Origin of the sequence: Romboutsia sp. Marseille-P6047, assembly GCF_900604535.1 — a bacterium.
GTDB lineage: Bacteria > Bacillota > Clostridia > Peptostreptococcales > Peptostreptococcaceae > Romboutsia_E.
Window position 1 is genome coordinate 49155 of record NZ_UWOT01000012.1, and the last position, 13177, is coordinate 62331.

At 28.4% G+C, this 13177-nt stretch carries 12 protein-coding genes; 1 reads left to right on the top strand and 11 read right to left on the bottom strand.

Annotated features, from left to right (window positions below):
- Positions 1-111: 111 nt before the first annotated feature.
- The 10 genes from EIH23_RS12030 to EIH23_RS12075 form a co-directional block, all read right to left on the bottom strand.
- Positions 112-1029 carry an ABC transporter permease gene (locus tag EIH23_RS12030; protein WP_122640530.1) on the bottom strand — a complete coding sequence of 306 codons (918 nt, stop codon included), beginning with the start codon at positions 1027-1029 and terminating at the stop codon, positions 112-114.
- Entirely contained in the window at positions 1029-2117 is a 1089-nt protein-coding gene (locus EIH23_RS12035; protein WP_122640531.1) for an ABC transporter permease, read from the bottom strand. The genes EIH23_RS12030 and EIH23_RS12035 overlap by 1 nt, the downstream gene beginning before the upstream one ends.
- Positions 2110-3663 (bottom strand): ABC transporter ATP-binding protein, encoded by a 1554-nt coding sequence (locus tag EIH23_RS12040; RefSeq protein WP_122640532.1) that lies wholly within the window; start codon positions 3661-3663, stop codon positions 2110-2112. The genes EIH23_RS12035 and EIH23_RS12040 overlap by 8 nt, the downstream gene beginning before the upstream one ends.
- Before the next feature lie 26 nt (positions 3664-3689).
- A complete protein-coding gene (locus tag EIH23_RS12045; protein WP_122640533.1) occupies positions 3690-4802 on the bottom strand; it encodes a BMP family ABC transporter substrate-binding protein in 1113 nt (370 codons plus the stop codon).
- A gap of 2 nt (positions 4803-4804) precedes the next feature.
- Positions 4805-6112 carry an amidohydrolase gene (locus EIH23_RS12050; protein ID WP_122640534.1) on the bottom strand — a complete coding sequence of 436 codons (1308 nt, stop codon included), beginning with the start codon at positions 6110-6112 and terminating at the stop codon, positions 4805-4807.
- A 304-nt stretch (positions 6113-6416) separates the two neighbouring features.
- A complete protein-coding gene (locus tag EIH23_RS12055; RefSeq protein ID WP_147516625.1) occupies positions 6417-7145 on the bottom strand; it encodes an amino acid ABC transporter ATP-binding protein in 729 nt (242 codons plus the stop codon).
- Positions 7145-7795: an amino acid ABC transporter permease gene (locus EIH23_RS12060; protein WP_122640535.1), complete on the bottom strand. Its 651-nt coding sequence runs from the start codon at positions 7793-7795 to the stop codon at positions 7145-7147. The genes EIH23_RS12055 and EIH23_RS12060 overlap by 1 nt, the downstream gene beginning before the upstream one ends.
- Positions 7796-7865: 70 nt before the next feature.
- Complete coding sequence (locus tag EIH23_RS12065; RefSeq protein ID WP_122640536.1) at positions 7866-8654, bottom strand: transporter substrate-binding domain-containing protein; 789 nt, start codon at positions 8652-8654, stop codon at positions 7866-7868.
- A 276-nt stretch (positions 8655-8930) separates the two neighbouring features.
- On the bottom strand, positions 8931-10013 hold the full coding sequence (locus EIH23_RS12070; RefSeq protein WP_122640537.1) for a glycoside hydrolase family 10 protein: 1083 nt from the start codon (positions 10011-10013) through the stop codon (positions 8931-8933).
- 42 nt (positions 10014-10055) lie between these two features.
- The gene (locus tag EIH23_RS12075) at positions 10056-11273 is read right to left on the bottom strand and encodes a voltage-gated chloride channel family protein (RefSeq protein WP_122640538.1); all 1218 of its coding nucleotides are present in this window, start codon (positions 11271-11273) and stop codon (positions 10056-10058) included.
- A 156-nt stretch (positions 11274-11429) separates the two neighbouring features.
- Between EIH23_RS12075 and EIH23_RS12080 the strand changes: the two genes are divergently transcribed.
- Positions 11430-12419, top strand: a complete 990-nt coding sequence (locus EIH23_RS12080) for an HD domain-containing protein (RefSeq protein ID WP_122640539.1) — start codon at positions 11430-11432, stop codon at positions 12417-12419.
- Between the two features lie 168 nt (positions 12420-12587).
- Here EIH23_RS12080 and EIH23_RS12085 read toward each other — a convergent pair whose 3' ends face one another.
- Complete coding sequence (locus EIH23_RS12085; RefSeq protein ID WP_122640540.1) at positions 12588-12902, bottom strand: Thoeris anti-defense Tad2 family protein; 315 nt, start codon at positions 12900-12902, stop codon at positions 12588-12590.
- Between the last annotated feature and the right edge of the window lie 275 nt (positions 12903-13177).

Below are 13177 nucleotides of genomic sequence, written 5' to 3' on the forward strand. Positions count from 1 at the left end.
TTTCTCCTTAATTAAATAATATATATATTATTTGTTTATATTATTTTTTTATTCTTTAGATAAAATACTAAATATTAATTATATAATTAATATTTAGTATTTTTATATTATTTAGGCTTTATTGTCTTGTTTATTTTTATTAGCACAGTAAACTACATATATAATAACTATTGCTAAATATGGAAGCATTTGTATAAACTCTACAGGAAGGTTTATTCCTTGTAAGTAGTTACTCATACTTTCTGTAAATCCAAATAAACTAGAAGTTAAAAGTCCTACTACTGGATTAGCTCCTGCCATAGACTGAGTAGCAAGTGCTATATATCCTCTTCCCGATGTCATACCAGCCGAGAATAATGTAACATATCCCATTGATAAGAATGCTCCACCAAGTGCAGATAATACTCCACTCATAGTAAGTGCTATATATTTAACTCTATTTACGCTAATTCCTACTGATTCAGCTGCTTCTGGACTTTCTCCTACAGCTTTTATTCTAAGCCCTAATTGTGTATATTTAAACATTATATATACAAGCATTACTAATATTAAAGCTACGTAAGTTAATATATTATGACCTGATATTATTTTTCCAATTACAGGCATATTTTCTATAATTGGTATATTAATATTAGGAAGTGCTAAAGAATTTAAAGAAGTAGATGCTCCTTTATCTCCTGTTAATAAATATAATCCAAACACTGTCATACCTGATGCCATTAAATTAAGTGATATACCAGATATAATTATGTTAGATTTTAATTTAAGTGCAAAGTAAGCAATTATATTACTAAGTATTACACCTGAAAGTATCGAAAATAATAGCCCTATGAAAGCACTTTGTGTAAAGTGACTTGCCGCAACTCCTACAAATGCTGCTGTTAACATTGTACCTTCAAGTGCTATATTTCTAGCACCAGCACGAGCTGCTATCATTGCACCTAATGTTGTTAAAAGTATTGGAGTAGTCGACCTTATAACTGCAAACCAAAAATCTTCTTTTAATAATATTGAAAATAGAGCTTCCATTACTTATCGCCCCCTTTGTTTTCATTGTTTGCTAAGGCTAATTGACTTTCTTTTCTTTGCTTTATGAAGAATAAGAATCTTTCAGCTGTAACTAAAAGTATTATTATACCTTGTATAAGTGAAACTATTTCATTTTGTACATCTGTCTGTCTTGCCATTATATCCGCACCAACACGTATATAAGATAAGAAGAATGCAGCTACTGGTACAAATATTGGGTTATTAGATGACAATATAGATATTATAACTCCATCCCAAGCATAACTTGGAGCTGATGCCCATTGAAATCGTCTATACATACCTAATTTTTCTATAGCACCACCTATTGCTGCTACAAATCCTGATATAAATGAAGTATACAGTATAACTTTTTTTGTATTTATTCCTGAGTATCTTGCAAACTCGGGATTAGAACCTACTAATCTTATTTCATATCCCCACTTAGTACGAGTTAAGAATATATACAATAAAACACATGTAATTATCGCTATTATAAACCCTGTATGAAGTCTAGTTCCATCTACAATATTAGATAAACTAGCAGTTTTTAAAAACTTAAGTGAAGCAAAGTTACTTGCTTGTCTATCAGCTAAAAACTTATTAACTATATAAAGTCCTGTATAGAAAAATACATAGTTAAGCATTAAAGATGTAACAAGTTCATTAGCTTTATATTTAACCTTACACCATGCAGGTATGCTACCTATAATTCCACCAATAAATCCTGCTATTAATATAGAAACCATTGGATGAATCCCACTTGGTAAAGGTATCATTATAGCAATAAAAGATGCTATTACAGCTCCTATATAAAATGAAGCATCTGTTATCATTGAGAAGTTTCCTGATTTGAAAACTAAACTTAATGATAAACCAGTAAACATAAGCGGTACCATCATTTCAAGCACATTAAATAAATATCTTTTTGAACTTATTGGACCTGTAAGTAATGTGGATAAAGCTTTAGTTGGATTTTCACTACACAAGAAAATTATTCCAGTTGTTATTAAAAGTGCAATCCCTACTGCAACTAGTAGTCTTAATAAATCAAAGTATTTTAAAACATTAAATTTGTTGTCTTTACGCATAATAAGCACCTCCGATTATCTCATCACTATCACGCTTAACACCTAACATGTAAAGACCTAATTCTTCTTCAGTAACATTTTTAGCATCATCTATATATGCTACTATCTTACCTTCATGCATAACTATTATGCTATCACTTAAAGATAAAACTTCTCCTAAGTCTGATGATATTAACAGTATAGCTTTTTTAGCTTCTCTCATATCAAGTATTTTGTGTCTAATAAATTCTATTGCCCCAACGTCTATTCCACGAGTTGGTTGATTTACTATTAAAAGATTTGGATCATATAAAAATTCACGTCCAACTATAACCTTTTGTATATTACCACCAGATAAATCCTTTATAGCCTGCTTTATATTATCATGCTTTACTATAAATTCTTTTACTAAATTACTTGTAAATTCTTTTATCTTTGATAAATTTAATAATCCTTTGTTATTTAATTCTTTTGAAGAATATATCTTAGATATCGCATTATCTTCAATTGAAAGATTTGGTGCACTACCAAAGTGAAGTCTATCTTCAGAAACATGGGATATACCAAGTTCTTGTCTTTTTAATATAGACTCTTTAGTTATATCTTGTTTTCTTAAAGCAATTTTACCATTTACTATTGGAGTAGTTCCTATTATTGCATTTACAAGTTCTGACTGACCATTACCTTCTATACCTGCCACACCTAGTATTTGACCTTCACGAACTGTAAAACTTATATCATTTACTACTACATTTTTAAATGAGTTTTTAACAGTTAAATTATCAACACTTAAGACTACATCCTTAAAGTCTCTTTGAGTCTTTTCTATATTTAAGTCTACATCACGACCAACCATAAGTCTTGATATTTCCTGTTCTGATAGTTCACTAACTGAGTAAGTCCCCATTGTTTGACCATCTCTTAAAACTGTTAATCTATCACAAAGCTCTTTTATCTCATGAAGCTTATGAGATATAAATATAATTGTATATCCCTGCTCTTTTAATAATTTTAATTGTTTAAATAATTCTTCTATCTCCTGTGGTGTAAGCACTGCTGTTGGTTCATCTAGTATTAATATTTTAGCTCCTCTATATAAAGCCTTTAATATTTCTAGTTTTTGTTTCATTGCTATTGAAATGTCTTTAACTTTAGCTCTTGCATCAACTTTTAAATTATATTTTTTAGAAATTTCTTCTGTTTGTGTTATAGCTTCTTCAATATTTATAAATCCTGATTTTGTTGTTTCATGACCTAATATTAAATTTTCTGCTACAGTCAAAGAAGGCACCAGCATAAAATGCTGATGCACCATTCCTATACCTTTTTCCAAAGCCTGTTTAGATGAAGAGAATTTAACTTTCTCTCCATTTACATATATATCACCACTAGTTTGTGGTATCATTCCAAATAGCATTTTCATTAAAGTAGATTTTCCCGCACCATTTTCACCTATAAGTGCATGAACTTCTCCTTCATTTATAGCAATATTTACATTGTAGTTTGCAACTACACCACCAGGGTAGACTTTTGTTAAATTACTTACCTTTAATATTTCTTTGTTCATTTAACACACCCCCGATTCTAAATTAATTACTTAGCGTTTTTTATCATTTCTTTTAACTTTGATTCTTCCATTCCTAAAGCAGTGCTAACTTTAACTTTATCTTCTTTTAATTGAGTTGTAATTTCACTTACTTTAGTTCTTATATCTTCACTTACTGTTGAAGTGTATATGTCATTTTCAGCAAGTCCAACTGTATCTTCTTTTATCCCTAATACGCTATGAGTATTAAATTCTAATGAATCATTTAAGTACTCATTCATAGTATCAACTAAAGATTTATCTATATTTTTTAGTGCTGAAGATATTATATATTTTTGTTCTTCTTTTCCTTCATAAGCTAAAGCTTGGTCACTATCTACACCTATTATATATTTCTTAGCATCTTTAGCAGCTTCTACTGATCCTGCTGAAGCTGGTCCAGCTGCTGTGAATACTATATCTGCTCCGTTTGAATATTGAGCTAATGTTATTTCTTTAGCTTTTGCAGTATCTGTAAATGAACCTATATATGCTACTTCAACTTTAACATCTTTATCTATAAATTTAGCTCCTTCTATATATCCTACTAAAGAGTCATTTATAACAGCTGATGTATCTCTTGCTCCAACGAATCCTATAACTTTTTCTTCATTAGCAAGTTCCATATCACTAGTTGTAACTAAAGCAGCTAATGCACCTGCTAAGAATCCAGCTTCATTTTGCTTATATGTCATTGAATAAACATTATCTAAATCATACTCATCATAATTAACATCTGTATCGTAAACTATGTATTTTTTATCTTTGTAATTTTCTGCTGTATTTTCAACATGCTCTTTCATATCCCAACCACCAGTTATTATAACATCAGCATCTGATTCTGATGCATCTATTAATGATGGTTCAAATTTAGTTTGATCAAATCCCATTTCTACAACATCTACATTAACCTTATCTCCAAATTGCTCTTTTATTTTTTCCATACCTGCATTTGCTGAGTCATTGAACGCTTTATCTCCTAAAGCACCTGTTACCAATAACTTAACATTAACTTTATCTCCATTTGATGCTGAACCTGCTTCATCTGAACCACATCCAACTAAGAAAGTCGCACTAAGCCCTACAGCTAAAAGTGTTGATAATATTTTTTTCTTAAACATTTTTAAACCTCCGCATTATACCTATTAGTTTTATTTGTGTCGTTTAATAACTTTATATATTGATCAAATGTAAGCTTTTGCTTATAATTTGATAATATCTCTTTTGTACGTTTCCCATTATCTTTTAATAAATCTTTTACCGTCTCTGTAAAATAATCAATTGGTAATTCATATGCTATATGTGTATTTTCAGTCTTAAAGTCATTACCATGAACTCTTCCTGAAAACCCTGATACACCTATTTGAACAGTTGGAATTAAATATGATAAATCTCCTATATCTCCACTTGCAAATGAATGACAATTTGATAATATTTTATCTTCGTCCATAAATTTAAGCATATTATCTTTTACTGCCTTTGTAAGGTGTTCATCTTGTGTTAAAGGTAAATATCCACCTGTATTTATAATTTCAAGGTCTGCACCAAGTGCTAAAGCTCCACCTCTAAATGCTCTATCTACTTTTGTGTTAACATCCATTATTGCATCTAAAGTTTTAGCTCTTATGTACATATCAATTGTTACTTTATCAGGGACACTGTTAACACTTGTGCCTCCATCACTTATAACGTAATGAACTCTTATTGCATCTTCTTCTTTAAATGTTTCCCTTAAGTATGCTATTGCATTTAAAGCTATATTTGCTGCATTTAAAGCATTTACACCATCACAAGGATTAAGTCCTGCATGTGCAGATACACCTCTAAATATGATTTTCTTACCTAAGAATCCATTTAAACTTGAGTTTACTTCTGCCAAATGTTGAGTTCCTGGTGGCATTGCATGTGCTGATAAAACTAAGTCTATATCATCAAATGCACTAAGCTTAATCATTTCTTGCTTTCCAGATATATATGAAAGTTTATTTTCTTTTACTAGATTTTCTCTATAATCAAAATCACAATATTCCTCTGCTGGAGTTGCTATAAATGATATTTTTCCACCAAGCTCTTCAATGATATTAGATTCTTTTAAAGCTATAAATGTTCCTAGCATCATTCCAACTTGTGCATAATGACCACAAGAATGAGCACAATTATCTTTTTTTCCTAAGAACTGATGCTCTGTACTAGGTACTGAGTCTAGTTCACATAAAAGCGCTATATGAGGACCTTCCTTTTTAGACTCTATTGTTGCTCTTATTCCTGTTATTGCAATATCATTTTCGTAACTTATATTATATTTATCTAATTTTTCGCATATTTTTTTATTAGTTTCAAACTCTTTAAATCCAAGCTCTGGATTTTTAAATATATCTTCACTTAAATTAATCATTTCTTGTTTTAATGAATTAAAATCTAAATTATCCATAACTTACCTCGTTCCGAATATTATTATCAATATTCATTTTATTTTACGTCTTTATTATATAGATATTTTATTTTTTCAATACATAATAACTATTTTTTTGATGAATTTTGTATATTTTTGTATATTTTCGCGCATTTAACGAACGTTCATTATATATTATCCAATTATAATTGACTAAAATATATTTATGTCTTTATATTTATATTTTTTAATATGATTTTTTGATTTTAAATTATTTTTAACTTAAAATCATTTCAAGTAGATAAATACATAAAAGAACAGCTATGTTTCAACATAGCTGTTCTTAGTGAGAAATAACTTTATTTAAAAACTCCATACATCTTTCACTTTTAGCATCAGTAAATATCTCGTCAGGAGTAGAATCTTCTAATATATATCCTCCATCCATAAATATTACTCTATCTGACACCTCCCTAGCAAATCCCATTTCATGAGTTACAACTATCATTGTCATACCTTCTTTCGCTAAGTCCTTCATTACATTTAATACTTCCCCTACCATCTCTGGATCAAGAGCTGATGTAGGTTCATCAAACAACATAACCTTAGGATTCATGGCTAAAGCTCTAGCTATAGCAACCCTTTGTTTTTGTCCACCAGATAAGCTATTTGGGTAATTATCTTTCTTGCCTTCTAATCCAACTTTTCTTAGAAGTTTCATTGCAATATCTATTGATTCTTCTTTAGATATTTTCTTTAAAGACTGAGGTGCCATCGTTATGTTTTCTAAAACTGTTTTATGAGGAAATAAATTAAATCCTTGAAATACCATTCCTATATTTTCTCTTAATTTATTTATATCCGATTTTTTATCAAACAAGTCATGATCAAGTATTGTAACTTTACCATAATTTATTTGCTCTAATCCATTTAAACATCTCAAAAGTGTACTTTTACCAGAACCAGAAGGTCCGATTATACAAACAACTTCACCTTTTTTAATTTCTAAATTTATATCTTTTAAAACTTCTAAATTTCCAAAGTATTTTTTCAAATTGCTTACCTTTATTATCACGATGCCAATCTCCTTTCTACAAGCTTTGAAGCCCACATTAATAATGTTATTAATACTAAATACATTATTGCAACTATTCCATAAATCTCAAAAGCTTTGTATGTTGTACCAACTATTATTTGCCCACTTTGCATAAGCTCTCTAATACTTATTACAGATAATATTGAAGTATCTTTTATAGCAATTATAAATTGATTCATAAGAGAAGGAATCATAATCTTAATAGCTTGTGGTAATATTACTTTTCTCATTGCCATAGATGTTGGCATACCTAAACTTCTTGCAGCTTCCATTTGACCTATATCTACAGCTTGTATTCCACCTCTAAAAATTTCTGAAAGATACGCACCTGAATTCAATGCTAAAATCCAAATACCTGCTGAAACAGGATTAAATCTTATACCTAGAAACTGACCTAATCCAAAAAATATAAACATTGCCTGTATCATAAGTGGAGTTCCTCTAATAATTGTTGTATATATGAATGCTATTCCACTTATGATTTTATACTTTGATATGCTTAAAATACCAAATATTAAACCTATGACACACGCTATAATTATTGCAAAAAAAGCTATTTTTACTGTTACTCCAAGCCCTGATAGCAGACTTGGTAAACTTTTTTTTAACAACTCTAAACTCACCATATTTATCCCTCATATCTAGTTAAATTTTATATTGATTTAGTGTAAGTAAATTTTCATACGCAGATATATTTTATTGGTCTATATATTGAGAAATTATTTCATCATACTTACCATTTTCTTTTATAGCTTTTAATCCTTCTTGAAATTTTTCTAATAACTCTGCATTTTGACCTTTATTAACTGCAAATCCATAATCAGCAGTTGTTACTTTATCCCCTGCTATTTTTAATTCGTTATCAGCATCAACTTTTATTTTATATGCTATTACTGGATAATCTTCTAAAGCAAAGTCTGCATTTCCACCTTGAACTGCTAAAAACATAGCTGGAGAATCTTCAAAATGTTTTAATTCTAAGTTATATTTCTCTTGATTTTCTAAAGCCCAATTTTCCCCTGCTGTTCCTTTTTTAACCACAACTGTTTTTCCATTTAAATCTTTAACTCCGTTAATTTCTGTATTATCAGAATCTACTACTATTGATAAACCTGATTCAAAGTAACCATCAGAGAAGTCTAAAGCTTCCTTTCTTTCATCAGTTATACTCATACCAGCTATGGCCCCATCAAGTTGATTTGAAGTTAGCGCTGGTATTATTGCATTAAAATCCATAGGCTTTAATTCATAATCAAATCCAGATTCTTCTGCTACTGCTGCTAATATCTCCACATCAATTCCTTTATATTCTCCATCTTCTTCAAATGAAAATGGTGCATATTTTGAATCCGTTGCTATTAAATATTTTGTTCCAGAGTCTGATATACTCTCATCTGAACCTGAGCTTTTAGATTGGCAACCTACAAGTAGTGTACCTGCCATTATAGCTGACATAGCTAACGTGAATAATTTGCTTTTTTTCATATTTAACTTCCCCCTTATATTAGATAATTCAATAAAAAAAGCAAAGTACGGCTATAGTAATACTTACTATAGAACCGCCTTTGCTTCTATAATATATTTATACACTATTTTAGTGTAATTATCAAAATATTTTGAATATAAACTATAACTTTTTACATAATGTATACACATTTTACTATTAAATAATACAGCGATTTCTTTAAGTAGTATTATTAAATATATTTAATTATAATTTATTAATTTATTTTTATATATAGAACTATAATTTATAAAATTTTATAGTTTCTTATCTTTACAAAAATATGAGCTTCTAATTTGTTCAATTATATTGCATTCATTATTTTCTATACTTGACATGCTAAATAATATATTCCCATTTACCTCTTCATAGCTTCTATTTATATCTATTTGTTTTGAAATTTCTTTTGATATATCTGTATTGCTTATATTTTCACCTATATATAATTTGACATTAGTACCTTTTGTTATATTTAACCACCATTTTACAAGTTCTTCATAAGGAGCATTTTTATTATCTATAGTCCAATAAATTTGAGGAGCTATATAATCTATAATTTCTTCCTCTATCCATTTAACTGAGTCTGCAAAAACACTATAATAACTTTCAGAGCCATTAGTATTAGAACCTTTAGTGTCACTAGCTTTATTTTTCCATATGCCAAATGGACTAACTCCAAACTGAATTCTAGGATTAGTTTTTTTAACTATATTATTTACCATCTTTATCATTTGAGTTATAAAATTACGTCTACTATTACCTATAATTCCGTTTTTATCTTCTTTATACGGTAACGGATAATTATATGGATAAAAGTAGTCATCAAAATGAATTCCATCAACATCATAATTACTTATTATTTCAAAAACAGTATCCCCTATATATTTAATAACATTAATATTTGCTGGATTATAAAACAACGCATCATTATAAGATAATAACCAATCTGGATGTAATTTTGCCATATTATTATCTGATAGTTCATTTAAATTAATTCCTTTTGTTGTTACTCTATATGGATTTAACCATGCATGAAATTCTATATTCCTTTTATGAGATTCTTCTATCATAAATTCTAGAGGATCGTACCCTGGATTACATCCTTGTTCTCCTGTAATATACTTGGACCATGGATTTATACAAGATTTATAAAAAGCATCTGATGATGGTCTTATTTGAACAAAAACTGAATTAAAATTTAAATCATTTATTATATTAAGGATATTTATAAATTCTTGTTTTTGTTTCTCTTTATTATTCAAAGTTTTCGGCCAATCAATGTTGTATACAGTAGCTATCCATACACCCCTAAGTTCTATATTTTTACAATTATCATTCATAAAACTACCCCTTCATAAAGTTAATATATTTTATACACAACTTTATATATTATATTCTTGAGATGTATATATACCACTTTTACCTGCAAAAACATAACTAATTACACATGCTACAAATAAATATTTCATATTCATAGATCCAAATAATTCCACTCCCATTATAAATGATGCAATCGGAGTTTTTGTGGCTCCACAAAATACACCTATCATGCCAAGACCCGCTAAGAATGACATTGGAAGGCCAATCATAAAACTTAAAGTATTTCCTAAAGTAGCCCCTATTACAAATAAAGGAGTTACCTCTCCTCCTTGATATCCACTACCTAGTGTTATAGATGTGAAAATTAACTTAAGTATAAAATCATAATTGTTAACAGGTATCTCAAAGGAGTATTTTAATAAATCTAAGCTTAACCCTAAATATATCCTACTATTCACTATAAATACCAAAACTATAATTATTACTCCACCTAAAAAGCTTCTATTATATGGCATTCTTATATGATAACTAAAATACTTTTTTAATATATGTGTTAATTCTGAAAAAACTTTGCTTGTAATACCAAATAATATAGAACAAAGTGTCACCTTATAAAATATACTAACATCATCTATTACTCCCACCATACTATAGTTCATATGATGCACTTTTAAAATGTTCGATATTGAGTTTCCAATATAACTAGCTACAAAACAAGGTACGATAGCTTCATATCTCATTTTTCCTATAGATGTAACCTCTAATCCAAATACTGTTCCTGATATAGGAGTACCAAACACAACTCCAAATCCACTACTTATACCACTTATAATTATCAAGTTTTTATCAGATTCATCTAATTTTAATAATTCTCCTAACTCTGAACATATACTCGCACCAATTTGTACTCCAGTACCTTCCCTACCTGCAGACCCTCCAAATAAATGAGTTGCTACTGTTCCTAAAAATACTAAAGGTGCCATTCTAAAAGGAATTCTCCCTTTACCATTGTTAATTCTTTCTATAATTAAATTATTTCCTTTTGATGAGTCTTTACCATATTTATAGTATAAAAAACTTATTATATATCCTCCTACTGGTAACAAATAAAGTAACCATGCATAAATCTGTCTAGTTTGTGTAACATATTCTAGACTTTTTAAAAATAAGGTTATTACTAGTCCAACACTTATCCCACTTATTAATGATAAAAAAAACCATTTAATAAAGTGAGCTATTATTAATCGACTTTCTTTAATATGATTATTTACAAAATCCATATCTTCACCTCATTATTTAGCTTTTCCAATAGCTTTATAATAATTAGCATATTCTTTTAATTAGTATGTTTGATTTCATTATTAAATTTATTTGACAGATTAAACATACTGTCCTATATAATATATATTGAATATAATTTTCAAGGAGGCATTAATTTGGATTTAATTAATATATACAGCAAGGACTATCCAGTTTTTATAGAAGAATTAGTAAATACACCTGAATTTAAAAGATTAAATAATATAGGTATGAATTGTGGGTGTGAGTACACTGGTTTTCCTATATTTTCTAAAGGCAAAAACTATACTAGGTATACTCATAGTATAGGAGTATCACTTATTATTTGGAATTTTACAAAAGATATAAAACAATCAATAGCAGGTTTACTTCACGACATAAGCTCTCCTGTTTTTGCTCATGTAATTGATTTTTTAAATGGAGATCATGAAAATCAAGAATCTACAGAGGAAAGGACTAAAGAAATTATAGAAAATTCTCAAGAGATACAAAGTATTCTTAAAAAATATAATTTAACAACTGATGATGTTTGCGATTATCATATGTATCCTATTGCAGATAATAATTCTCCTCTACTTTGTGCTGATAGATTAGAATATACTTTAGGAAATGCATTTTACTATGGATTTAAAAATATCAATGAAATTAAAAATATATATGATGACTTAACTGTATCTAAAAATGAGTTTAAAGAAGATGAAATTTCATTTAGAACTTTAGATAAAGCTTTAGAGTTTACGTCTGTATCTCTACTAAATTCCAAGGTATACTCTTCAAACGAAGATAGATTTGCTATGCAATATTTGGCTGACTTATTAAAATTAGCTATAGAGAGAGATATTATAAATATAGATGATTTATACACTACTGAATATAAAGTTATATCAATGTTAGAAAAAGATAAAGAATCAAAAGATATGCTTGATAGCTTTAAAAAGTTTTCTCAAGTTTTAACTAGCAAAACAAAACCTCTTAATGGATATTGGGTCAATATACCTGCTAAGAGAAGATACATAAATCCTCAAGTAGTTTCTCTTGGCAGAGTTTCGAATTTATCAAAAAAATTATCAAAAGATATAGATGAATTTTTAAAAGTAGATTTTAATATTTGGCTTAGTGGAAAATAAATAAAATAAAAAATGGTACCTTCTGCTTAAATCAAAGGTACCATTTTTATTTTAACTATTAAATACACTTTCGTAGCATACATTTTTTAGCTTATTTGGGGTATTTTTAATACACTCATAAAACTGATCTTTATATCAATTTGTTATAATAAGTAAATCTATAATGCTCTACTTAAATTCTTCCCAGACATCATTATTTAACTTAATGAAATACTTCTTTCCATCTCTTCTTCTGACATATCCCTCTTCATCCATGTAAATATAATGACTTTCATCCCAATCTACTTTTCTTACCTTGTATCCTTCTTTTAGTTTAGTTATAGCCTCTCCAAAATTCATCTTAGGTGCTTCTACTGATAGTGTCCCTTCACTTCTTTCCTCATAATTATCTTTCAAACATTCAATTGAACAAAATACTAAACCTCTCTCACATAAATGACAGTAATTATCTTCTAATTCAAATCCACACATGCAACATTTCATATATAACTACCTTCCCTAAATTAATCTCGTTATCATTTGTTATATATAAGAATAAAATTACAAAAAAATTATTTAATAATATAAATATTATTTTAAAACTAAGTAGTATTAATTAGCCTGATTTCCATACCCCATCTTTATATTTTCTATTATATGAACCCATTTTTTAATTAATTCCATTTTAAATTCATATTATCTGTATTATTTTACAATAAAAATAATCTGTATCTTTTATTAGATTATCAGTAAACATATGTGTAAATTTGTAGTACTAT

Excerpts from the sequence above, each read along its gene's own strand:
- EIH23_RS12085 (WP_122640540.1), bottom strand. The coding sequence starts at position 12,902 with ATGAAATGTTGCATGTGTGGATTTGAATTAGAAGATAATTACTGTCAT.
- EIH23_RS12060 (WP_122640535.1), bottom strand. The coding sequence starts at position 7,795 with ATGGTGAGTTTAGAGTTGTTAAAAAAAAGTTTACCAAGTCTGCTATCA.
- EIH23_RS12030 (WP_122640530.1), bottom strand. The coding sequence starts at position 1,029 with ATGGAAGCTCTATTTTCAATATTATTAAAAGAAGATTTTTGGTTTGCA.
- EIH23_RS12035 (WP_122640531.1), bottom strand. The coding sequence starts at position 2,117 with ATGCGTAAAGACAACAAATTTAATGTTTTAAAATACTTTGATTTATTA.
- EIH23_RS12050 (WP_122640534.1), bottom strand. The coding sequence starts at position 6,112 with ATGGATAATTTAGATTTTAATTCATTAAAACAAGAAATGATTAATTTA.
- EIH23_RS12040 (WP_122640532.1), bottom strand. The coding sequence starts at position 3,663 with ATGAACAAAGAAATATTAAAGGTAAGTAATTTAACAAAAGTCTACCCT.
- EIH23_RS12070 (WP_122640537.1), bottom strand. The coding sequence starts at position 10,013 with ATGAATGATAATTGTAAAAATATAGAACTTAGGGGTGTATGGATAGCT.
- EIH23_RS12045 (WP_122640533.1), bottom strand. The coding sequence starts at position 4,802 with ATGTTTAAGAAAAAAATATTATCAACACTTTTAGCTGTAGGGCTTAGT.
- EIH23_RS12075 (WP_122640538.1), bottom strand. The coding sequence starts at position 11,273 with ATGGATTTTGTAAATAATCATATTAAAGAAAGTCGATTAATAATAGCT.
- EIH23_RS12065 (WP_122640536.1), bottom strand. The coding sequence starts at position 8,654 with ATGAAAAAAAGCAAATTATTCACGTTAGCTATGTCAGCTATAATGGCA.